Annotated in this window: 19 protein-coding genes; 8 read left to right on the forward strand and 11 right to left on the reverse strand. The window is 70.1% G+C overall.

All coding sequences use genetic code 11. From position 1 onward, the window contains the following. The first annotated feature begins 87 nt into the window (after nucleotides 1-87). A complete protein-coding gene (locus NRF20_RS31265) occupies nucleotides 88-522 on the forward strand; it encodes a hypothetical protein (RefSeq protein ID WP_398631374.1) in 435 nt (144 codons plus the stop codon). Between the two features lie 96 nt (nucleotides 523-618). Then, nucleotides 619-1,968: a DUF1254 domain-containing protein gene (locus NRF20_RS31270; RefSeq protein WP_398631375.1), complete on the forward strand. Its 1,350-nt coding sequence runs from the start codon at nucleotides 619-621 to the stop codon at nucleotides 1,966-1,968. 77 nt (nucleotides 1,969-2,045) lie between these two features. Here NRF20_RS31270 and NRF20_RS31275 read toward each other — a convergent pair whose 3' ends face one another. Beyond that, entirely contained in the window at nucleotides 2,046-3,260 is a 1,215-nt protein-coding gene (locus tag NRF20_RS31275) for an IS110 family transposase (protein ID WP_413751981.1), read from the reverse strand. A 376-nt stretch (nucleotides 3,261-3,636) separates the two neighbouring features. On the opposite strand from NRF20_RS31275, the gene NRF20_RS31280 reads away from it, so the two are divergent. Next, nucleotides 3,637-3,861 (forward strand): DUF2277 domain-containing protein, encoded by a 225-nt coding sequence (locus NRF20_RS31280; protein ID WP_114244326.1) that lies wholly within the window; start codon nucleotides 3,637-3,639, stop codon nucleotides 3,859-3,861. Here the strand turns inward: NRF20_RS31280 and NRF20_RS31285 are convergent. From NRF20_RS31285 to NRF20_RS31300, 4 genes are all read right to left on the reverse strand, one after another. Further along, complete coding sequence (locus tag NRF20_RS31285) at nucleotides 3,848-4,525, reverse strand: DedA family protein (RefSeq protein WP_398631376.1); 678 nt, start codon at nucleotides 4,523-4,525, stop codon at nucleotides 3,848-3,850. The genes NRF20_RS31280 and NRF20_RS31285 overlap by 14 nt on opposite strands. Before the next feature lie 252 nt (nucleotides 4,526-4,777). Then, nucleotides 4,778-5,236 carry a DoxX family protein gene (locus tag NRF20_RS31290; RefSeq protein WP_398631377.1) on the reverse strand — a complete coding sequence of 153 codons (459 nt, stop codon included), beginning with the start codon at nucleotides 5,234-5,236 and terminating at the stop codon, nucleotides 4,778-4,780. 82 nt (nucleotides 5,237-5,318) lie between these two features. Then, nucleotides 5,319-7,073, reverse strand: a complete 1,755-nt coding sequence (locus tag NRF20_RS31295; RefSeq protein WP_413753709.1) for an alkaline phosphatase D family protein — start codon at nucleotides 7,071-7,073, stop codon at nucleotides 5,319-5,321. 180 nt (nucleotides 7,074-7,253) lie between these two features. Continuing rightward, complete coding sequence (locus tag NRF20_RS31300) at nucleotides 7,254-7,898, reverse strand: HNH endonuclease family protein (protein ID WP_398631379.1); 645 nt, start codon at nucleotides 7,896-7,898, stop codon at nucleotides 7,254-7,256. A 267-nt stretch (nucleotides 7,899-8,165) separates the two neighbouring features. Here NRF20_RS31300 and NRF20_RS31305 point away from each other — a divergent pair, with 267 nt between their 5' ends. Further along, the gene (locus NRF20_RS31305; protein WP_266361720.1) at nucleotides 8,166-8,900 is read left to right on the forward strand and encodes an ABC transporter permease; all 735 of its coding nucleotides are present in this window, start codon (nucleotides 8,166-8,168) and stop codon (nucleotides 8,898-8,900) included. Between the two features lie 48 nt (nucleotides 8,901-8,948). On the opposite strand, the gene NRF20_RS31310 is transcribed toward NRF20_RS31305, so the two are convergent. Both NRF20_RS31310 and NRF20_RS31315 read right to left on the reverse strand, forming a co-directional pair. Continuing rightward, on the reverse strand, nucleotides 8,949-9,611 hold the full coding sequence (locus tag NRF20_RS31310) for an HAD-IA family hydrolase (RefSeq protein ID WP_398631380.1): 663 nt from the start codon (nucleotides 9,609-9,611) through the stop codon (nucleotides 8,949-8,951). Between the two features lie 166 nt (nucleotides 9,612-9,777). After that, entirely contained in the window at nucleotides 9,778-10,857 is a 1,080-nt protein-coding gene (locus tag NRF20_RS31315) for a peptidoglycan-binding domain-containing protein (RefSeq protein ID WP_413753710.1), read from the reverse strand. 208 nt (nucleotides 10,858-11,065) lie between these two features. Between NRF20_RS31315 and NRF20_RS31320 the strand changes: the two genes are divergently transcribed. Further along, nucleotides 11,066-13,117 carry an MFS transporter gene (locus NRF20_RS31320; RefSeq protein WP_413753711.1) on the forward strand — a complete coding sequence of 684 codons (2,052 nt, stop codon included), beginning with the start codon at nucleotides 11,066-11,068 and terminating at the stop codon, nucleotides 13,115-13,117. Nucleotides 13,118-13,153: 36 nt separating this feature from the next. On the opposite strand, the gene NRF20_RS31325 is transcribed toward NRF20_RS31320, so the two are convergent. Both NRF20_RS31325 and NRF20_RS31330 read right to left on the reverse strand, forming a co-directional pair. Beyond that, nucleotides 13,154-13,630: a GNAT family N-acetyltransferase gene (locus NRF20_RS31325; RefSeq protein WP_398631383.1), complete on the reverse strand. Its 477-nt coding sequence runs from the start codon at nucleotides 13,628-13,630 to the stop codon at nucleotides 13,154-13,156. Between the two features lie 136 nt (nucleotides 13,631-13,766). Next, a complete protein-coding gene (locus tag NRF20_RS31330; RefSeq protein ID WP_398631504.1) occupies nucleotides 13,767-14,849 on the reverse strand; it encodes a DUF2330 domain-containing protein in 1,083 nt (360 codons plus the stop codon). Between the two features lie 385 nt (nucleotides 14,850-15,234). Between NRF20_RS31330 and NRF20_RS31335 the strand changes: the two genes are divergently transcribed. Next, nucleotides 15,235-17,214: a bifunctional glycosyltransferase 87/phosphatase PAP2 family protein gene (locus NRF20_RS31335; protein WP_413754625.1), complete on the forward strand. Its 1,980-nt coding sequence runs from the start codon at nucleotides 15,235-15,237 to the stop codon at nucleotides 17,212-17,214. Between the two features lie 123 nt (nucleotides 17,215-17,337). On the opposite strand, the gene NRF20_RS31340 is transcribed toward NRF20_RS31335, so the two are convergent. Both NRF20_RS31340 and NRF20_RS31345 read right to left on the reverse strand, forming a co-directional pair. Then, on the reverse strand, nucleotides 17,338-18,318 hold the full coding sequence (locus NRF20_RS31340) for an AEC family transporter (protein ID WP_266361725.1): 981 nt from the start codon (nucleotides 18,316-18,318) through the stop codon (nucleotides 17,338-17,340). Between the two features lie 134 nt (nucleotides 18,319-18,452). Beyond that, nucleotides 18,453-19,721, reverse strand: a complete 1,269-nt coding sequence (locus NRF20_RS31345; protein WP_413753712.1) for a cytochrome P450 — start codon at nucleotides 19,719-19,721, stop codon at nucleotides 18,453-18,455. Between the two features lie 282 nt (nucleotides 19,722-20,003). Here NRF20_RS31345 and NRF20_RS31350 point away from each other — a divergent pair, with 282 nt between their 5' ends. Both NRF20_RS31350 and NRF20_RS31355 read left to right on the forward strand, forming a co-directional pair. Further along, the gene (locus NRF20_RS31350; RefSeq protein ID WP_114244313.1) at nucleotides 20,004-21,173 is read left to right on the forward strand and encodes a steroid 3-ketoacyl-CoA thiolase; all 1,170 of its coding nucleotides are present in this window, start codon (nucleotides 20,004-20,006) and stop codon (nucleotides 21,171-21,173) included. A 108-nt stretch (nucleotides 21,174-21,281) separates the two neighbouring features. Next, nucleotides 21,282-22,565 carry an alpha/beta hydrolase gene (locus tag NRF20_RS31355; protein WP_413753713.1) on the forward strand — a complete coding sequence of 428 codons (1,284 nt, stop codon included), beginning with the start codon at nucleotides 21,282-21,284 and terminating at the stop codon, nucleotides 22,563-22,565. Nucleotides 22,566-22,621: the final 56 nt, after the last annotated feature.

Consider the following 22,621-nt stretch of genomic DNA (forward strand, 5'->3'; position numbering starts at 1 on the left):
CGTATGGGCGCGTCCGGGTGGTCGCCCGGGAAGGCGCCGCGCAGGGTCGGTTCTGTCTTGCAGTCCCGCCCCGGCCAAGGAGTTTCCATGGCACACACAGCGTCCACGCATGGCCCGGCCCGTTCCGCCGAACCCGGAGGCATCAACCCCTGGGCGACCGGTGGGATCATGTTCGCCGGCGTGCTGCTTCTCGTCGACGGCGTTCTCGGAGTGATCAAGGGCATCAGCGGTATCGCCTCCGACCAGGTCTACGCGCGCATCAGCAACTACACGTTCAAGTTCGATGTGACCGCATGGGGATGGATCCACCTCGTCCTCGGCATCCTGCTCGGATTCGTCGGCTGGGGCATCCTCAAGGGCGCCACCTGGGCCCGTGTCACTGGTGTCGTGCTTGCCGCCATCAACCTGGTCATCAACTTCATGTGGCTGCCGTACCAGCCGGTCTGGGCGATCATCTCCATCGCCATCGACACATTCGTGATCTGGGCCCTGTGCACGGAGAGCTCGAAGGCGGTCATCTGAACCGTCAGGGTGTACGGGCCCGACCCGGCCTTCCTGGGCAGAGGTCGGCCCACGCCGTCCCTGCCGTGAGCGGGTGCAGTGAGTGAAAGGACTGCGGTGTCGAAGGAGAACACGGAAGAGCTCGTCGCTCGTGCCGCCGAGGCGTATGTCTATGGCTGGCCGCTGGTCCATGGCCTGTCCGCAGTAGGGGACTTCATGCACACGGGCTTCGGTCCGCTGCCGCCCACCCCCTTCAACCACTTCGCGCACTCCGCTCAACCGGATTTCCCTTACACGCACTTCGTGTCCGCCGGCAACGACACCGTCCACTCGATCGCCCACCTCGACCTCTCCGGCGGTCCGGTCGTGCTCCATGTCCCCGACACTGACGGCGCGTACTACGTGCTGCAGTTCGTGGACGCCTGGACCAACAACTTCGCGTACGTCGGCAGCCGTGCCACCGGTACGGGGGCCGGGGACTGGCTCGTCGTGCCGCCGGGCTGGTCGGGCACCGTGCCCGACGGGGTGCGCGGGGTGATCGACGCACCGACCTCCGTTGTCTCTGTCATCGGCCGCAACGCCTGTGACGGTCCGGACGACCTGGAGCGGGTGCGCGCCCTTCAGGCACAGTTCGCCCTCACCCATCTCGAACCGGGTACTCATCGCACGGGACTGCCCGCGCCCGACCCCGACGTACCGGAGCCGTTGAGGTTTTTCGAGCAGCTCAGGGTCTGGATGGCGGACTTTCCGCCGTCCGCGGCCGACCAGGCGTATCAGGACCGGTTCCAGCCGCTGGAGCTGCTGGAGGAGGGGCCCTCGCCGTACGTGTCCGCCGACCCGGCCCTCGTACACGCACTGACCGAGGGCCTCGCGCGGGGCAGGGCACGGGTGGAGGAGGCGAGTCGGCCCGCGGCGGCGCGCGGGGGCTGGGAGATGGATCCGCATCTCTTCGACTACAACCTCGACTGGCACGGCGTCGGAGCCATCGACTCCCCGGAGTGGCGGATCGCTGACCGTGAGGCCTCCTATCCGGCCAGAGCGGTGGCGGCACGGACCGCGCTGTGGGGGAGCCACGGGTACGAGGCGGTGCACGCCCACACCGTCCGCGACGCCGACGGTGAGCAGCTGAACGGCGCCCACTCCTATGTGCTGCGCTTCGAGCGGCAGCCGCCGGTCGAAGCGTTCTGGTCCGTGACCACGTACGGCCTGCCGGACCACCGCCCTGTCGAGAACCCGGCCGCGCGGTACTCGATCGGTGACCGTACGCCTGGTCTCGTACACGGCGAGGACGGTTCGCTCACGATTCACATCCAGAGGGAGCGTCCGGCCGACCCGGATGCGGCGGCGAACTGGCTGCCCGCGCCCGACGGGGACTTCCGGCCCGTGCTCGGGCTCTATACGCCGGGGCCGGAGATCCTCGACGGTACGTACGAGATCCCCGCCGTCGAACGGAGCGGTGAGCGGTGAGGTGAGCGGAACCGGGGGGGGTGCCTCTATGTCCTTCGTCAAGGACGTGGTGCCGGGTGTGCGGGTTTTTGGGGTGGTTATGCGGCCAGGATGGCGGTGGGGGCTTTGGACTCGTAGAAGGTGCCGTCGCGGAGCATGGCGAACAGGACGCTGATGCGTTGGCGGGCGAGGCGGAGGAGTGCTTGGGTGTGGGTCTTGCCGCGGGCGCGCTGGCGGTCGTAGTAGGTGCGGGAGGCGGGGTCTGCGTTCATGCAGGCGAAGGCGGAGAGGAACATCGCGCGTTTGAGCTGCCGGTTTCCTCCTCGTGGTGCGTGTTCGCCGTGGATCGAGGTCCCGGACGACTTGGTTGTGGGGGCGAGGCCGGCGTAGGAGGCGAGGTGGGCTGCGCTGGGAAACCCGGTGCCGTCGCCGACCGTGACCAGCAGGACGGCGGCGGTCCTGACTCCGACTCCGGGCATCGAGGTCAGGACCGGGTGAAGAGGGTGGGCCTCCAACAGGGTGGTGATCTGGGCTTCGAGCGCTCTGCGCTGGTCGTGGACCGCTGCGAGCGAGGCGGCCAGGGACGGGATCACGATGTCGAGGGTGCCCGTGCCGGGAACGATGACGGTCTGTTCGTCGAGGGCGTCGAAGATGTCGTCGATCAGCCTCTGTGCCATCCGCGGGGCCTTGGGCCGGATGAGTTCGACGAGTCTGCGGCGGCCGGCTTTCCTCAGGGCGGCCGGGGATCCGTATCGTTCGAGGAGCCAGGTGACGGCCCGGTGGTCCAGTCGTGGGCCCAGGACGCGCTCGAGGCTGGGGTGGAACTGGGTGAGCAGGCCGCGTATCCGGTTGCTGGTGCGGGTGGCTTCCGCGGCGAGGTCCTGGTCGAAGCCGGTCAGGACGGTGAGCTCGGCGGTGATCTCGTCGGTCAGCTCCAGCGAGCGCAGGGTGTGGGGCATCGTCCGGGCGGCGTCCGCGATCACCGCCGCGTCCTTCGCGTCGGTCTTCGCCTCGCCGGGATACAGATCGGCGATCCGCCGCATCGCGAGTCCGGGCAGGTAGGCGACCTGGCAGCCCGCGTCCCGGGCGACGGTCAGGGGCAGAGCACCGATCGATGCGGGCTGGTCGACGATCACCAGCACGGTGCCGAACTTCGCGGTCAGCTTGTCGAGGACGGCCCTCAGTTTCGGTTCGCTGTTGGGCATCGGCTTGTCGAAGACCTTCTTCCCGGCCGGGGTCAGCCCGTGGCCGTGATGGGCACTCTTGCCGACGTCCATGCCCAGGAAGACGCCCACATCGCCGGTGTCGAACATCGCACCCCTCCCAAGTGGTTGACCTTGCCGGCCTCGGCGGTGGCACCGTGCTCGCGCATCCACGTTATGCAGACCTGCCGCCCGCGAGCTGCCCGGCATTGCACCGGGCCAGGCGGTGGCCGGACCTCTCATCAGCGTCTCCGACGGCACCCCACGGACCCGGCGACACCACCCCCCAGGTCATCGCTTCGACAGAGGGGACACAGTCATACCGGGCCCGGAGGCCAACGGCCCCATTGCAGGACCGCGAAAAAGATAACGGGGGGCGAAGCGATGCGTGGCTGATGTCATCGGCAGATGCTTGCCTCGCCCGCCCGTTGTCGCAGACGCACGCCCTCGCCCGCCCGTTGTCAGTGGCTCGGGTCACACTGGGCTCATGTGCCGCAGTATTAAGACCCTTCGCCCGCCCGCCCTCCCCGAAGAGGCCACCGAGGAGGACATCCGGGCCGCCGCCCTGCAGTTCGTACGCAAGGTGTCCGGCTTCCGGGCTCCGGCCGCGCACAATCAGGAGGTGTTCGACCGGGCCGTCGACGAGATCGCCGAGGCGACCGCCAGGCTGCTGGACGGTCTGGAGATACGGGGTGCCGTCAGGACGTCGTAGTGGCCGTCGCGGTCGATGCCTGGGCGGCGGCTTCCGCTGCCGGGCGCCGCATGACGTACGCGGCCAGGGCGCCCGCCGCGAACAGGGCGAGGACCGAAACGGCTGTGCCCACCCAGGTCGCGCCGAGCCACTGGGCGCCGAAGTAGCCGAGGCTCACGCTGTAACCGGCCCAGGCCACGCCCGCCAGGGCCGACCAGGGCAGGAATTCCTTCGCCTTGCGATGCGCGGCGCCCGCGCCCAGGGAGACGACCGAGCGGCCGGCCGGGGCGAAGCGGGCAATGACGACGAGGATGCCGCCGCCCCGGGCCAGGGCGGCGCCGAGGCGTTCCTGCGCGGAGGTGAGGCGGCGGGAGCGGGCGATGGCCCGGTCCAGACGCTCGCCGCCGCGCCAGGCCAGCCGGTACGCGACGAGGTCGCCGAGCAACGAGGCGGTGGCCGCGCACAGGATCAGGGCGAGGAGGGAGGGGACCTCGGGCACCTGCTCGGCGCCGTGCGTCGTGGAAGCCGCGCCTGCGACGGTCGTCGAACCGGCGGCTGCCGTGGCAGCGGCGATCACCAGGACTCCGCTGGGCAGCACGGGCAGAAAGACGTCCAGGAGCACCGAGACCGCGACCACGGCGTAGATCCATGGGCTGCCGGTCAGCGCACCCACACTCTCAAGCACCTACTACTCCCCGATCCGGAACAACGCCGCGACGTCGCAGGGGAGCGGCAGGAGCGGCAGGGCCAGCTGTACAGCGTACGCCTGAGGCTCATCCGGTGATCTACAAATACGGACGATGTTGGAAAGCTCACGTACACCCAGAAATGGGAAGCCCAGGTTCCGGGTGTACGTGAGGAACGGCCCGTGAGCGGAAGGGGCGGTGCCGTGCGGATCGGGCCGTGACGGCCGTCGGCAGGGCCGTCACTCCGGTCGTCAGACCGTTACGGCCGGTGCCTGCTCGCGTGCGCGGTCCTCGCCGTCGCTCTCCGCGCCGCCCCGGCTGAACAGCCGGTCCAGGGCCAGCGCGCCGGGGCCGGTGAAGACCAGCAGGAGGAACACCCAGCAGAAGACGGCCGAGGGTTCGCCGCCGTTCTGCAGCGGGAAGAGCGCCTCGGGCTGGTGGACCTTGAAGTACGCGTACGCCATGGAGCCGGAGGAGATCAGGGCGGCGATGCGGGTGCCCAGGCCGAGCACCACCAGGCTGCCGCCGACGAGCTGGATGACCGCCGCGTACCAGCCGGGCCAGGTTCCGGCGGGTATGGAACCGCCGCCCATCGCGCCACCGAGGACGCCGAAGAGAGAGGCGGCGCCGTGGCAGGCGAAGAGCAGGCCTACGACGATCCGGAACAGGCCGAGAGCATAGGGCTGAGCCTGGTTCAGACGTGTGTGCATGGGGGAGGGCTCCTTCGGTCTGGTGGGGACGTGAACCGATTGAGTGCCCCAGGTTAGGGAAACCTCACCAATGCTTGCAAGTTCAACATTTGGTTGGCTTGCTGAAAGTCGTCCCATGGTTATCGGTCAGGGAACGGTCAAGCGCCGTCTCCAGCTGCGCACCTTTCTTCGTCGCCTTGGCCTGAACCAATGTCAGCGCAGCTTTCCGGCCATGCAGGGTGAGTGTCATGAGCTGATTGCCGAACCATGGTCCGCCGGTCCTGCGCCAGTGGACCGGAGGTATGCCCGTCCGCCCGTGCCGCGCCAGCAGCCGGCCGAGCCACCGCCCCGCCCGGCTCCAGCCGAAGCGGAAGCCGGCCCTGAGCGGGCCGGGGATCGAGTTGTGCATGGGGGAGCAGGTCAGCTGAAGGATGCGTGCCTCGGGGGCGCCGCCGGGCACGCCGGCCGGCCATGCGGGCTCCGCGATGTATGCGTGGTGCACATCGCCCGACAGCACGCATACCGACGCCGGGGCGTCCGGACCCCGGCCCGCCTGCCGGATCAGCTCGGTCAGCTTCCCGAAGGAGTCGGGGAAGGCCGCCCAATGTTCCAGGTCGGAGCGTTGGCGCAGCTTCTCGCCGAAGCGCGCCCAGCGCCCCTCGGGCCCGCCGCGCTCGCCGCGGCACAGCGCGGCGCTCCACTGCTCCGCGTCGTGGACGAGCGGCGGCAGGAGCCATGGCAGCGAAGTGCCGATCAGGAGATGGTCGTACGAACCGGGGTCGGCAAGGGCCTCCTCGCGCACCCAGCGCGCCTCTTCGGCGTCGAGCATCGACCGCCGCTGCTCGTCGAGCTCGCGGGCCGCGCGGGTGTCCACCATCAGCAGCCGTACTCGGCCGAAATCACGTCGGTGGCTCCAGCGTGTACGGGTCGGTTGGGCGTCCGCCTCGGCGGCGAAGCGGCGCAGCGTCTCGGTGCCGTCCGGGGTGGCGCGGACCGCTGCGTAGAGCGGGTCGGTGGTCAGTTCGGTGGGGGAGAGATTGCCGAGATGCTGATAGACCCAGTACGACATCAGCCCGCTGACGATCCGCTCGTGCCACCAGTGGGTGGCCCGGATGGCGGTGAGCCAGGCCTCACTGGTGTTCCAGTCGTCTATGACGTCGTGGTCGTCGAAGATCATGCAACTGGGGACGGTGGAGAGCAGCCAGCGCACCTCGGGGTCGCGCCACGACTCGTCGTAGAGGCAGGTGTAGTCCTCGTAGTCCGCCACCTGCGGGCCGGGCGGCTCACGCAGATCGCGGCGTGCGGCGAGGCGGCGGCGGGTTGCCTGCGATGTCTCGTCCGCGTAGACCTGGTCGCCGAGGAGCAGCAGTACGTCGGGGCGTTCCGCGTCGGGGTCGCCGGCGAGATGGGTGGCAAGGGTGCCGAGGGCGTCCGGGCCGGCCGGGTCGGGCAGGTCCGCGCGCGGACCGGGGCCGCAGGAGAGGTCCCGCTCGCCGGCCGGGGGAGCCGCCCAGCGACAGGAGCCGAAGACGGCCCGTACGGTCCGGTGGTCCGTCTCCTCGGCCAGGGGCGGTGTGGTGATGGTGCTCGGAGGGAAGCGGGAGTTCTGGGGCGGCCACACCCGTCGCTCGTCGAGCAGTACCTCGTACGCTGTGGTCGAGCCCGGAGTCAGGCCCGTGACCACGACCAGCGCGTAGTGGTGACCGGCGATCGCGAACGTACGGGAGGAGCCCGACGCGCCGTCCGCGCAACGGACTTCGGCCGTGCGCGGCCGGTCCGCCTCGACCCAGACGGTAGCGGTCGCAGCGGTCTCCCAGTCGACGTACCTCAGCAGTGGTCCCAGCCGGAGCCCGGCCATGGTGTGCCCTCCTCGCGTCGTCCCGGTGTACGGGTACGGAGCCGTGCGGCGTGCACGGCTCCGTACGGTACGGAACGACGGGGGAGGGTGGGCCGGTTCCGCTCAGCGGCCCCCGCCTCTCCGGCGAGGGGCCGGACGCGGTTGCCCGGCGCGGTCCTCGCTGTGTGGTGCAGCGGCCGTTCAGCAGCCGTTCAGGACGGACTGCAGGGCGCTCTTCTCGGCCGAGTCGACGCTCAGGTTGTAGTAGTGCTTCACATGCACCCAGGCGCGCACGTACGTGCACCGGTACGCGGTGCGCGAGGGCAGCCAACTGGCCGGGTCCTGGTCGCCCTTGGACTGGTTGACATTGTCGGTGACCGCGATCAGCTGCGGGCGCGTCAGGTCGTTGGCGTACGCCTGTCGTTGGGCGGTCGTCCAGCTGCTGGCGCCCGATCGCCAGGCCTCGGCGAGCGGGACCATGTGGTCGATGTCCAGATCGGATGCGGCGGTCCAGGTGGCGCCGTCGTACTCCGAGTACCAACTTCCACTGACGGCTGCGCAGCTGGAGTCCTGCGTCACATTCGTGCCGTCCCGCTTGAGGACGACCTCACGGGTGTTGCAGGTGCCCGACTGGGTGATCCAGTGCGGGAACTTGTCGCGGCTGTAGCCGGTCGACGAGCCCTCCGCGGAGACTGTCAGTTCGCTCAGATAGGTACGGGCGGTCGATGCCGAGACCGGGGTGGGCATGGCCGCCTGGGCGGTGGGGGCGGTGAGCAGTCCGGTGGTTGCGGCGAGGGCGGCGGATGCGGCGACGACAGCGATGCGACGCGCGTAGACACCTGACATGCGAACTCCCTTGATGTGGGGGGACCTTGGACGGGTGACCCGTGGGGCCCGGCCATCGTGGCGGCGCCAGGTTTCCGTGGGGTGGGCGCCAGGTAACAGAGTGGCGACATGGGCACGTCACATCAAGAGTTCTGACGAACAGGGCTGGGGCATGGGGGCGTACGTCCGCATCTGCGCGGGCGCACGTACTGACGCACTGGCAATTCGCCGGTGCATCGGGCCGATTCGCGCAGGTACTCCGAGCCTGGCCGGTCGTAGGGTTACGGCGTGCTGCTACGGGTCAACATCACGCTCGGGGTCGTCCTGGCCCTGCTGCTCGCGGCGGCGGCCTCCGTCGCCGCCCTGGCCTCGCTCGGCCGGTCGCGCGAGATCCTGCTGGCCGGGCTGCGGGCCGCGGTCCAACTCGCCGCGGTTTCCCTGCTCATCGGCTGGGTGGTCCGTTCGCTGCCGCCGCTGCTCGCGTTCGTGGCGCTGATGTACGCCGTGGCGGTACGGACCGCGGGCCGCCGGATCACCCGCAATCGCACCTGGTGGTGGGCGGCTCTGCCGATCGGGGCGGGGGTCGCGCCGGTGGTCGCCCTGCTGCTGCTCACCGGACTTGTCCCGGTCCGGGGCATCGCGCTGATCCCGGTGACCGGCATCCTCATCGGGGGTGCGCTGACCGCGACCGTGCTCGGCGGGCGGCGGGCGCTGGACGAGTTGACGACCCGGCGCGGGGAGGTGGAGGCGGGTATGGCGCTCGGGCTGCTCGACCGTGACGCGAGGCTGGAGATCGCCCGGCCCGCGGCGGCGGACGCGCTGCTGCCGGGGCTCGATCAGACGCGGACGGTGGGGCTCGTCACATTGCCGGGCGCCTTTGTGGGCATGCTGCTGGGTGGCGCCTCGCCGGTCCAGGCGGGGGCCGTGCAACTGTTCGTACTGGTGGCGCTCATGGCCGTACAGGCGGTGGCCGTCACGGCCGTGCTCGAACTGGTGGCACGGGGACGGCTGCACCGGGACTGAGGACTGCCGGAGGCCGGCTGTCGCGGACCGAGGCCCGCCGGCGCCCGGCTATCGCGCGCTGATGTGCAGCCGGATCGAACCGTCGGCCGCCGCTTCCACCCGGAGCTGAGTCAGGTCCTCGACGTGCGCGTCGGGCGAGAGTGCTGCGGCCCGCGGGCCGACGCCCACGACACGCATGCCCGCCGCCCGGCCGGCCGCGATGCCCGCCTCCGAGTCCTCGAAGACGACACAGTCCGCCGGGGCGAAGCCCAGCTCGGCCGCTCCCTTGAGGAAGCCCTCGGGGTCCGGCTTGCTCGCGCCGACGCTCTCGGCGGTGACACGGGTGACCGGCATCCGAAGTCCGGACGCGTTCATCCGGGTCCGGGCCAGCGCCTCGTCGGCCGAGGTGACCAGGGCGTGCGGGAGCCCGGCGATCGCGTCCATGAAGGCGGGTGCGCCGGCGATCGGGACGACGCCGTCGGTGTCGGCGGTCTCCTCGGCGAGCATCACCCGGTTGTCCGCGTAGTTCTGCTCCATCGGACGGTCCGGGAGGAGCACCGCCATGGTGGCGTACCCCTGCCGCCCGTGAACCACCTTGAGCGCGGCCTCCGGGTCGAGCCCCTCCCGCAGTGCCCAGCGCCGCCAGCAGCGCTCCACGACGGCGTCGGAGTTCACGAGGGTGCCGTCCATGTCCAGAAGGAGGGCGCGGGCTGTGAGGACGGTGGCCGGCATGGGCGGGCTCCAGAGCGCGGGGGGAGGCAATGACGCAGGAAAGAGAACAAGCAGCCTCGCCCGCCGGTCAGGGAGTGGCGGGCGGAGGCTACTTTGTTCCATCACGATACAAAAACCCGTCCGGGAAAGCCAATTCCGTCCCGGGCGGGGTCGTCGGGCCGGGTGGTCAGGAGCGTCCCCGGCCCGTCGTCTCCGCCTCCAGGGCGCGGCGCGTGTTGGGGCCGTACACCCCCGACGGGTCGCCCTCGATGGACTTGTACGACTGGTAGACGCTCACGGCGTGCTCGACCTGGCTCGTGAAGTCGCCGTCGTCCCGCCCGTGGAACAGCCAGATCTCCTCCAGCCGGCGTTGCAGCTCGGCCACCGCGGGCCCCTGGTCGCCGAGGCGCAGCGTCGGACCGGCCAGTGAAGCGGGCGGTGCGGACGAGGCCGGGCGGCTCGCGTGCGGCGTGGACGCGGAGGGCGAGGCGGTGGCCGGCCGTGAGGCGGCGGATGCGGAGGGGGGCGGCGAGATGCTCGCCGAGGGGGATGTGGAGGCGGACGCGGACGGTGACGTGGAAGCCGGTCCGGAGGGCGCGGCCGATGCGGAGGCCGATGCGGAGGCCGATGCCGTCTCCTCCGCCGGGGCGCTCGCCACCGTGCTCGGCAGGGCCAGTTCCCCGTCGGCGTCCCCGTTGCCGCTTCCGTCGAACAGCCCGCCCGCGAACGCGGCCGTGCCCACCACCGTGGCCACGGCCGCTCCTACGGCGAGTGCCGCGAAGGGCCGTCGGCGGCGCGGCTGAACGGGATCGTCGGCGGGTGCGAAGGCCGGTGCGAGGTGCGGTGCGCGGGCCGTGGTGTTGGGGGCTTCGGCCGGCTCGACGGCATCCGGCAGCGGACCTGCCGTCGCCGGGCCGAGGAAGAGCGGCATCGTCGTGGCCGCGTCCCCCGCCGGTCTGTGGTGCTGCTCGTCGTCTGCGGCCGGTGTCTCGTCGCCCCCCAGCGTCACGTACGGCCGGATACGTAGCGGATCGAAGTCCTCCGCCGCCGCGATCTCCGCCAAGTCGGCCGCCGACCGCGCGGCCCGTTGCTGCTCGGCGGCCCGCTGTGCCGCCCGCTCCCCACACGCGCAGCCGGCCCCGGGTCTTCCGCCCGGCCCCCCGGCCGGCAGCGCCCCGTCCGGTCTTCCGTCCGGGCCTCCATCAGGTCTCTGTCTCTGGTCCGGTCTGCTGTCCATACCGCATTCCGGGCATATATGTCCTGTCATTGTGGGCCCCTCCCCTTGAACTGCCTGCGATTATGCAGCCCGCTGCCGGGATGCCCAATGCCGTACCGAAATGCGCACCCGGGACGAATCCCGCTGCGACACCCGCCCAGGGCTCGTCCCCGCAGGTCCCGGGCCCGGTCCCGCTCGGCAGGCCATAACCGTGCGGAACGGCCAGGATGGGGATGTAGCGGATCCGAGGAGATGTTCCATGGCCAAGCATCTGAGCCCCCCGGCCCCGGCCCCCGGCGAGGACCGCTCCACGCGGTCGGTCATGGTGGCCATCGGTGCGCTTCTTCTCGGCATGCTTCTGGCCGCGCTCGACCAGACCATCGTCTCCACCGCGCTGCCGACCATCGTCAGCGACCTCGGCGGTCTGGAACATCTCTCCTGGGTCGTCACGGCCTATCTGCTGGCGTCGACCGCCGCGACGCCGCTCTGGGGCAAGCTCGGCGACCAGTACGGGCGCAAGAAGCTCTTCCAGACAGCCATCGTCATCTTCCTCATCGGCTCGGCGCTCTGCGGCGTCGCCCAGAACATGCCGCAGCTCATCGGCTTCCGTGCCCTTCAGGGCCTCGGCGGCGGCGGCCTCATCGTGCTCTCGATGGCGATCGTCGGCGACATCGTCGCGCCGCGCGAACGAGGCAAGTACCAGGGCCTGTTCGGAGCGGTCTTCGGTGCGACGAGCGTCCTCGGGCCGCTCCTCGGCGGCTTCTTCACCGAGCATCTCAGCTGGCGCTGGGTCTTCTACATCAACCTGCCGATCGGCGTCGTCGCGCTCCTCGTGATCGCCGCCGTGCTGTACATCCCGGTCCGCCGTACGCAGCACACCATCGACTACCTCGGCACCTTCCTCATCGCCTCCCTCGCCACCTGTCTGGTCCTCGTCGCCTCGCTCGGCGGCACCACCTGGGCCTGGGGCTCCGCGCAGATCATCGGTCTCGCCGTGCTGAGCGTGCTGCTGCTGATCGCCTTCGTGCACGTGGAGCGCCGCGCCGCAGAGCCCGTTATTCCGCTGAAGCTGTTCCGGATCAGGACCTTCACCCTCGTCGCCGTCATCAGCTTCGTCGTGGGCTTCGCGATGTTCGGCGCGATGACCTATCTGCCGACCTTCCTGCAGGTGGTGCACAGCATCACGCCGACGATGTCCGGTGTGCACATGCTCCCGATGGTGCTCGGTCTGCTCCTCACCTCGACCTTGTCCGGGCAGATCGTCAGCCGCACCGGCCGCTGGAAGGTCTTCCCGATCGCGGGCACCGGCATCACCGCGATCGGACTGCAACTCCTGCACCGGCTCACGGAGACCAGCAGCACCCTGGAGATGAGCATCTACTTCTTCGTCTTCGGTGCCGGGCTCGGCCTGGTGATGCAGGTTCTGGTGCTGGTCGTGCAGAACGCCGTCACGTACGAGGATCTCGGCGTCGCCACGTCCGGAGCCACCTTCTTCCGCTCCATCGGCGCCTCGTTCGGTGTGGCCGTCTTCGGCACGATCTTCACGAACCGGCTCACCGACAAACTGGGCGCCGCGCTCGCCGGCCGCTCCCTGCCCCCCGGGGTCAGTGCCCAGGGGCTGGCCGCCGACCCGCGCGCCATCGGCCAGCTGTCGCCCGCGCTGCGGCCCTCGGTGCTCCACGCGTACTCGACCTCGATCACCGATGTGTTCGTGTACGCGGCACCCGTCGTCCTGGTCGCCTTCGTCTTCGCGTGGTTCCTCAGGGAGGACAAGCTGCGCGGCTCGGTGACCGCGCCGGAGCCCACCGAGACCCTGGCGTCGAACCCGGTCGAGCGGTCCTCGTACGACGAATGCGCCCGGGCCCTCTCGGTGCTCGCCACCCGCGCGGGGCGCCGCAAGGTCTACGAGGAGATCACCAAGAGGGCGGGGTACGACCTGCTGCCCGCGGCGAGCTGGATGTTGCTGCGCACAGCCCGGCACGGCACGGTCGAACCGGCCATGCTCGCCGAGGTCACCCCGGTGCCGCTACGGGTGATCACCGAGGCGGCGCGTCAGCTGGAGGAGCGCGGACTGGTCCGGCGCGAAGGCATACAGCTGGTGCTCACGGAGACCGGCGCGGAAGTGGTGGTGAAGCTCGCGGAGGCCCGTGAGGAATCGATGGCCGAGCTGCTGGGTGACTGGTGGGGGCCGGAACGGCCGACGGACCTGGTCAAGCTCGTGGCGGAGCTGACCGCCGAGACGAACGGGTCGCGCAAGGAGCGGCCGCACAGCCCCGAGGCGATGCGGGACCACGCGGCCCGACCCGGGTGAGCCGCTTCGCGGAAACCTCCTGCGCCTCCTGCACCCTTACAACTCCTTGGCGAACCAGTGCTCCGCGTACTGTCGCCGGTGGAACGCCGGAACCTCCCGATAGCCGTGCTTGGCGTACAGCCCCCGTGCCTCGACCAGGTCATTGCGGGTGTCGAGCCTGACTGTGCGTATGCCGAACGCGCGCGCCGCGCTCTCGACGGCCGCCAGGAGCAGCCCGCCGCCGCCCGTACCGCGGTGTTCGGGGCGTACGAACACCCGGGTCAGTTCCGCGACGTCCGTGTCCACCACCAGCAGCCCGGCGCAGGCCGCCGGCTTCCCCCCGAACCGGCCGACGACGAACTGGCCGGTGGGCGGAGCGAGCCGGTCGGCGCCGTCGTCGGTGAGCCCCTCGTCGATCTCCTCGGCGGTCGCGGGCCGCCCCCAGTATCGGCTGGCGACCTCGTCGTAATAGTCGCGACGCAGCAGCGCCGCGTCGGGGGAGTCGAAGGGTTCGGGGGCCACGGTCCAGGTCATGCCGGTCATTCTGACTTGATCACGATCAGAGGAGCGAACGGATTGACCAGCTCGGCAGCGAAGAACGAACGGATCGGTGGAGCCGGCGCTTCACTCCGCACGCAAGCGTTCGGAGTGCGGCAAGCGGCCCCGGCGCTCATCCCAGCGGCGGCGGAACCGTGACCGGCGGCGGAGGCACCACCGGCCGGTGCCGTCGGACCCGCAGCACCAGCAGTATCACCGCGGCCGCCACCAGCACGGCCCCGAGCAGCGACAGCACCCAGGCGGGGACACCGCCCACGGTCAGCAGCCTGTCCGTGTACACCATGGTCCGGTACGGGGTGTCGGCCTCGGCCGCGCGCAGTTCATGATCGCCGTCGATCCGATCCGGGTACGGGAACGACTGCTCGATCGCGGTGACGAACACCGGCTTCCCGCCCGTCACCGCCTCCAGCGCCCGTACCGACCGGGGGTCGATCCTGCCCGCGTACGTCACTTGCGGCGCATTGCCGCCGATCGCGTCGCGCGGCTCCATCCGATGCGCCGCCAGGACGTACAGGCCCAGTTGCTGCGGCGTCGAGGCGAGCTTCGACAGCCGCATCGGGTAGACCAGCCGGTCGCTGGCGAAGCGCAGCCGCAGCGGATCGAGGTCGCCGCCGAGGGGACTGTTCTTGTCCCGGGGAGCGAGGCGGATCGCGACGTACTCCCACTTCTGGTCGACATAGGGCTTCAGCGCCGTCGCCAGCCGGTCGGGCAGCTCGAAGCCGTTGTCCTGCAGCCATTTCTGCAGCGCCTCGGGGTCGGTCGCGGCCAGCCGCGCCACATCGAACGGGCCGAGCCGTTCCCGGCCCACCACCTCGACCGCCGGTGCGGCGCTCGAAGGAGCCCCGGCTCCGTCCCCGCTGTTGCCCGAACCGGCGAACGGCCAGTCGTGGGAGCGCGGCCAGAAGTAGTGCCTGGTCGCCTGCACCGGCGCGGTGAGGGTGGCGAGCTCGGAGAAGAGCGACGGATCACCGAGCTCCACGGTCGCCCGGTGCGGCACCGGCATGATCCAGGCCGCCTCGGGGGCGTCCCCGCGGACCGTGAGCCGCATGACGATCTGCTCGGTACGGCCGTCCCAGTCCACCACCGACGTCTCCCGGTCGACCGAGACCTGGGTTGCCCTGCTCGGGACCATCGCCCCGCAGCCACAGGCGTACGCCGGGCTGATCAGCGACCCCAGCTGCAGCGACGCCAGCATCAGCAGCAGTGACAGTGCACGCACCACCCACCCGCGCCCCTCACCCCGCACACCCCGCATCCCCCCTGCGCACCGCATGTCCTGTCTTCCTCCCCCGTGATCGACGAACACGGGGGAGGACGTGGGAACCACCGGTCCGGTTCCGGCGCCGAGGCCCGACCCAACAGGTCCTTCGGTCATTTTTTCGGAAAAAAAGAATGATGACAGTCAGGCGAAGAGGGGGTTGATTGTGTCTACCTCATAGCGCAATGCGAAGGTTTCACAGCATGCCCAGGTCGAGGGACGGGCACGGAAACGGCGGGAGGGTCGGCGCAGCGTGGCGAATGCGGAGCACAGTGTGCGCGGAAATGCGGCGACAGGGGAGAGGACCGGGGCTGCCCGGGCTCTGCTCTGGCTGGTTGTGGCCGCACTGGCCGTACGGCAGATGGCGGTGGTGCTACGGCAGCCGCCGGGCGAACGGCTCACTGATCTGGAGACCTGGATCGGTGAGAACGGTGTCCTGCACGTGACGGGCTCGCTGTACAGCAGCGACCGGTTCACCGGCACCCCGTTCGCCGGGCTGGTGCTGAAGCCACTGACCCGGATCGCCGAACAGAGCCTGGGCGTCGCCTGGACCTTCGGTTCGCTGCTGCTCGTCGCCGCCCTCGGTATCGTCGCCGCCCGCGCGCTGCCGGGCCCGGTCACCCGCCGCACCTCACTGCTGGCCGCCCCCGTCGCGATCAGCCTGCTGATGCTCTCCCTGCCGGTCCGAAACGCACTCCACCTGGGGCAGACCAGCATCCTGCCGGTCCTGCTGGTGCTGCTGGCCTGTTTCGCGGTCCGCGGGGAACGTGCCTCGGGCCTCCTGATCGGGCTCGCGGCCGCGCTCCAGCCGACCGTGCTGCTCTTCGCGGTCCTGCTCTGGTTCACCGGCCGCCGGCGGGCGGCGGTGACCGGTGGCATCGCGTTCGCCGCCTGCACCGCGCTGGCCTGGGCCGCGATGCCGCACGACTCATGGACCTACTGGGTGCACCATGTCGCGGGCGCCGGGCTCGGCGACAACGCGGACAGCCTGGCCAACCAGTCCCTGCACGGCGCGCTGCTCCGATTCGGCCTGGAGGGCCCGCTCGAAATCGCGCTGTTCGTGGTGCTGGCGGCCGCCGTCTGCTACCTCGGACTGCGCCGCGCCATACGGTACGCACGCGACGGGCAGCTGCTGCTCGCCGTCGCCGTGACCGGCTGTGTCGCCGTCGCCGTCTCACCCACCGCCTGGCAGCACCAGCTGCTGTGGGTGCTGCTCGCCGTGGTCGGCCGGGTGGGCAAGCGGGCTTCCGACCGGCTGGTGTGGCCGGCGGTCGTGGTACTCGTGCTCACACTGCCGGGGAAGATGCTGCTGCCGAACATGGCGGTGGTCTTCCCCGTACGCGACAACGTGCTGCTGATCGCGGCGCTCGGCGCGGCCTGTGCCGCACCGTTCCTGCCGCGCACCTCGCCGTACTGGCAACACCCGATCCCGACGGACTACGCGGCCCCGGTCGCGGCCCGCTGGAGCCGCATCCCCCTGCTGCCGTTCTGGCGGCGGGTGCTCAGCCGGCCCAATCTGCTGCTGGAACTGCTCCTGATCAGGGTCGTGTACTCCGCTTACGCACAGGTCAGGCTCGCGGCGACGGCCGGCCGTGCCACCGCCGAACACCACGGCCGGCAGATCCACTCCCTCGAACAGTGGCTGCACATCGACATCGAGCACTGGGCCAACCACGCGGTCGTCCAGGTCACCTGGCTGAGGGACTTCTTCGACTACTACTACTCGACGTTCCACTTCATCGTGCCGCTGGCGATCCTCGGTGTGCTGTACGTACGACGCCCCGCGGACTACCGCTGGGTCCGCAGCTCCATCGGCTTCGCCACGATCCTCGCGCTGGTCGGCTTCTGGCTCTACCCGCTGGCCCCGCCGCGGCTGATGCCGGGACTCGGCTTCATAGACACGGTCCATGGAGTGCAGGACTTCGCGAAGCCGGACTACGGAACGCTGACCTCGATGACCAATCAGTACGCGGCGATGCCCTCGCTGCACTTCGGCTGGTCGCTCTGGTGCGGTGTGGTCATCGTCATGCTTGCCCCGAAGATGTGGATGAAGGCGCTGGGACTGCTGCACCCGCTGTTCACGGTCTCCGCGATCGTGGCCACGGCCAATCACTGGGTGCTGGATGCGGTGGGCGGCGCGGCCGTCGTCGCGCTCGGCTTCGGGCTGACCTACGTACTGTCGGGGCCGCGGAGGCTGCAGCTGCCGGCCGCGCCTGCGGCGGCGGAGCCGCAGGACGGGATCACGGTGCCGGTGCCGGCACCGAGGTCGCCCGACGACGCGGTGAGCAGCAAGCAGCACTAGTGGCACGGAGCCCGTGAGGGCCGAAGGGGTGCCGGGACGAACACATCGTCCCGGCACCCCTTCGGCATGGATCGCCGCCTGACCAGCATCCGCCCATCGGCCCCGGACCGCCACTCGAACGGCTCAGGGGCCGGTCGTCCCGAGCACCCAGGTGGCGAAGGACAGTGTGGCCATGGACACCACCGTCGAGGCCACCACGGAGTTGCGGGCCACACGGGTGTCCAGGCCGTACTGCTGGGCGTAGATGAAGGCGTTCTGAGCGGTCGGCAGCGCGGAACAGAGCACGACGGCCATCAACTGGTGGTCCGGCAGATGCAACAGCGGGCCGCCGACGACGAAGGCGATCAGGGGCTGGACCAACGTCTTGAGTGCGACCGTCACAACGACCTCCGCACGCTTCGTACGCACCGTGGACTCGGCAGGCTCCGTGTGCTCCGTCGGACCGCCGGTCGCCGGGCGGCTGTTCAGGGACAGGCCCAGCGTGATCAGGGCCGTCGGCACGGCGGCGGCGCCGAGCAGGTCGCAGGAGTGGGCGAGGGCGTGCGGCAGCCGCAGTCCGAGTGCGGAGACGACGACACCCAGCAACGAGGCCATGATGATGGGGTTGCGGACCGGCATGGTCAGCATCCGCCGGACCACGACGCCCTTTCCGGAGCCCGTCCCCGTGCCCGTGTCCAGCAGCGTCAGGATCACCGGGGAGACCAACAACACCTGGAACAGGATGATCTGGGCGACGAACGACGCGTCGCCGAGCACCTGGACCGCCACCGGAATACCGAGATTCGCGGAGTTGACGTAGCCGGACGCCATGCTGCCGATCGCCCGGTCGGCCGTGCCGCGGCCGAAGAGCCGGCCGGCCGCCACGAAGCCGAGGCCGCAGACCAGCGCCGTACCCGCCGCGAAGGCCACCATCGAGGAGTTGGCGAAGGCGGCCGGCCGCGCCCCGGAAACCATGGTGAACAGGGCGGCGGGCATCGCCACATGGAAGACGAACCGACCGAGCACGGCTTCCGCCTGTTCGCCGAGGAGACCACTGCGACCGACCGCGTAACCGATGGCCGTGAGCGTCCAGATGGGGGCGAAGGCGGAGAGCAGGGCGTGCATGCCCGTCATCATCCTCGCGCTGTTGTGCGTGTCCTGCGCGGGGGTTCGGACGGGGGTGCGGGGCTTGTCGGTACGGACGGCGGGGGCCGGGGCGTGAGGGGGAGGCCCCCGCCGTCCGAAGCTGCCGGAAGCGGTCAGCTCCCGGCGGTACCGACGCTCGCGGCGGTGCTGACCTGAAGCTGCTTGATCCCGTTGAGCCATGCCGAGCGCAGCCGCCGCGGGTCGTCGACCAGCCGCAGGTCCGGCAGCACATCCGCGATCGCGTTGAAGATCAGGTTGATCTCCATCACAGCAAGGGACTTGCCGAGGCAGAAGTGCGGACCGCCGCCGCCGAAGCCGAGGTGGGGGTTGGGATCGCGGGAGATGTCGAAGGTCTCCGGGTTCTCGAAGACGTCGGGGTCGTTATTGGCCGAGGAGTAGAACAGCCCGACCCTGTCGCCCTTCTTGATCTGCTGCCCGCCCAGTTCGGTGTCCTGAGTGGCCGTCCGCTGGAAGGAGACCACGGGGGTGGCCCAGCGGACGATCTCTTCGGCGGTCGTCTCCGGCCGTTCGCGTTTGTAGAGCTCCCACTCGTCGGGGTGGGTGAGGAAGGCGTGCATGCCGTGGCTGATGGCGTTGCGGGTGGTCTCGTTCCCGGCGACGGCGAGCAGGATCACGAAGAAGCCGAACTCGTCGGAGGAGAGGTTCCCTTCACCTTCCGCGGCGACCAGCCGGGAGACGATGTCCTTGGCCGGGCACTCCTTGCGGGCGGCCGCCAGATTCATCGAGTACGAGACGATCTCCATGGCCGCCTCGGCGCCGACCTCCTCGGTGATCGCGTACTCGGGATCGTCGTACGCGGCCATCTTGTTGGACCAGTCGAAGATCCTGGAACGGTCCTCCTGCGGTACGCCGATGAGTTCCGCGATGGCCTGGAGCGGAAGTTCGACGGCGATGTTGGTGACGAAGTCGAACGAACCGTCGTCGCCTGCGGCGGCCAGAGCGGTCTCGACGATCTGGCGGGCGCGGCTGTGAAGGGCCTGCTCCAGGGAGCGTATCGCCCGGGGTGTGAACCCCCGCTGGACGATCTGCCGGACCCGGGTGTGCTCGGGCGGGTCCATGTTCAGCATGATCAGCTTCTGGACCTCGATCTGGTCGCGGCTGATCGACTCGTTGAACCGGATGACCGCGGTGTTGGTGTTCGAGGAGAACAGCTCGGGATGGGTGGAGACGTACTTGACGTCCGCGTGCCGGGTGACGACCCAGTAGCCCTCGTCGTCGAAACCGGAGATACCGGCCGGCTGGGTGCACCACCAGACCGGTGCGGTCTGCCGCATCTGTGCGAACTCCGGGTGCGGAATGCGGGCTTGGAGCAGATCGGGATCGGTGAAGTCGAACCCTTCGGGCAGATGGGGGCAGGGCATCGGCAACTCCAGGTCGGGCCGAGAGTCGCCCGAACGATGTCTGACGACCCATCAGAAGTTGCCCGAAAGGTAGTAACGAGTTCTACAACTGGCAAGAGGGGTGGCCCGATCTGTTGCGTGAAGAGTGGGTGAGGCAGGTATGAAGCGGGCGCAAGGTGCGTGCAAGACCCTTGCGTACCCGGGGTAAGCCCCACAAGACTGCCTGCGGAACTAGAACGCGTACTAGTTCCCCTCCGTGGGCGCCGGGACGCCCCTGCGGAAGTGCGAGGAGAGGACGAGCTCATGGCCGCGGAACCCGTCATCGTCGAAGCCGTACGCACCCCCATCGGCAAGCGCGGAGGCGCGCTCGCCAATCTGCACCCCGCCTACCTGCTGGGCGAGACCTACCGAGAACTCCTCGGCCGCACCGGCATCCACGCCGACTGCGTCGAACAGATCGTCGGCGGTACGGTCACCCACGCCGGCGAACAGTCCATGAACCCGGCCCGCAACGCCTGGCTCGCCGTGGGCCTTCCGTACGAGACCGCCGCCACCACCGTGGACTGTCAGTGCGGCTCCTCGCAGCAGGCCTCCCACATGGTCGCCAACATGGTCGCGGCCGGAGTGATCGACATCGGCATCAGCTGCGGTGTCGAGGCCATGTCGCGGGTGCCGCTGGGCAGCGGCTCCAAGCACGGACCGGGCAAGCCCTGGCCCGACGAGTGGAACGTCGACCTGCCCAACCAGTTCGAGGCGGCCGAGCGCATCGCCCGCAATCGCGGACTCACCCGGGAGAACGTCGACTCGCTCGGGTTGATCTCGCAGGAGCGGGCCGCCGTCGCCTGGGCCGAGGAACGGTTCAAACGGGAGACGTACGCGGTCCAGGTGCCGACCACCGAGGAGGAGCAGGCGGCCGGGCAGGGCATGTGGCGTCTGGTCGACCGGGACGAGGGGCTGCGGGACACCACGATGGAGGGGCTCGGCCGGCTCAAGCCGGTCATGCCCACCGCGATCCACACCGCGGGCAACTCCTCGCAGATATCCGACGGCGCCTGCGCGATCATGTGGGCGTCCAAGCGGATGGCGCGTGCGCTCAAGCTCAAGCCGCGCGCCAGGATCGTTGCGCAGGCGCTGGTCGGCGCCGACCCGCACTTCCACCTCGACGGACCGATCGACGCGACCCGCGCGGTGCTCGGCAAGGCCGGGATGTCACTCAAGGACATCGACATCGTCGAGATCAACGAGGCTTTCGCATCGGTGGTGCTGAGCTGGGCCCAGGTCTTCGAGCAGGACCTCGAAAAGGTCAACGTCAATGGCGGAGCCATCGCGCTGGGCCACCCGGTGGGCGCCACCGGGGCCCGGCTGATCACCACGGCCCTGCATGAACTGGAGCGCCGCGACAAGGAGTTCGCTCTGATCACGATGTGTGCGGGCGGAGCGCTGGCGACGGGCACGATCATCCAGCGGCTGTAACGCGGCACTGTGGAGGAAGACCCCCGGCCGGGGGTGTTGCCAGATGTACCTCCGGCCGGGGGGCCACGCCGGTACCGGCGCCGCGCGCGGCTGCATAGCGTCGTGGTCATGGACGACAACAGCCGTATGAACCACACAACGTGGAACACGCGACACCGCGCCGCCCGCCGCGGTCTGGCGACCGCCACCGTGTTGCTGCTCGCCGCACTCGGCACCGCACCGGCCGTGGCCCAACAGCCCACCGCCGCACCCGAGTCACCCCCCTCGGCCGCGGCGCACGGCAGAGGGGCCCTCCTGGACATCACCCCCGTGGCCGACCTCGGTCGTGCCGACGTCGCCCGCTTCCTCGCCTCCGGAGGGATGGACACCGACACCGTCCGCCACGGCCTGCGGGCCTACCGCCTCACCTACCGCACCATCACCCCGCAGGGCACACCCACCATCGCCACCGGCCTCCTCGCCCTCCCCAAGGGCGGCCCGCACCGCCTGGACCTGGTCTCCGACACCCACGGCACGATGGCCCACCGCGACTACGCGCCCTCCGTCGGCGAGGACTTCGGCCGTTTCGCGCCCTATCTCCACGCCTCGGCGGGCCGTGCCGTCGCCGCCCCCGACTACCTGGGCCTCGGCAAGGGGCCGGGCCGCCACCCGTACATGGACACCAAGTCCTCCGTCACGGCCTCCGTGGACATGCTGCGGGCCACCCGCACCGCAGCACTGCGCCTGGACCGCCCGCTCACCGGCGAGGTGTACGCCAGTGGCTTCTCCCAGGGCGGCCAGGTCGCGATGGCCCTGGGCAGGGCCCTCGACAACGGCGTCGACCGGCACTTCAGGCTCCGGGCCCTCGCCCCCGTCTCCGGGCCGTACGACATCGAGCACGTCGAGACACCCGGCCTGTTCGACGGCAGTGTCAACGACACCAGCGGCATTTTCTACATGACGTATTTCCTCACCGCGCAGAACAGGCTCCACCCGCTCTACAAGGACCCCGCCGAAGCGTTCCGGGAGCCGTACGCGGGAATCGTCGACGACCTCTTCGACACCGACCACACCGAGGAGCAGATCATCCCGGCGCTGCCCGCGACGCTGAAGGAGCTGCTCACCGACGACTACTACCGGCAGGTCCAGCACCCCACCGGCGCCCTGCTGGCCGCGGTGCGCGCTCAGGACGGCAACTGCGCCTGGAAGCCGGACGTTCCCGTGCGCCTCTACTCCTCGTCCGGCGACACCGATGTGCCGATCGCCAACGCCCGTAACTGCGCCGCCGATCTGGCCGCACACGGCGTCCGGGCCCCGGTGACCGACCAGGGTTCCGCCGGCCACAACGCCACGTACATGAAGTCGGGGCCGCAGATCGTGCGCTGGTTCGACACGGTCGCCGCGCGGCACTGAACCGTGCGTCCCGGCGGCATGGACCCGGCCGGGTCCATGCCGCCGGGGGCGACGGA

Source organism: Streptomyces sp. R-74717, assembly GCF_047305335.1.
Taxonomy (GTDB): domain Bacteria; phylum Actinomycetota; class Actinomycetes; order Streptomycetales; family Streptomycetaceae; genus Streptomyces; species Streptomyces atratus.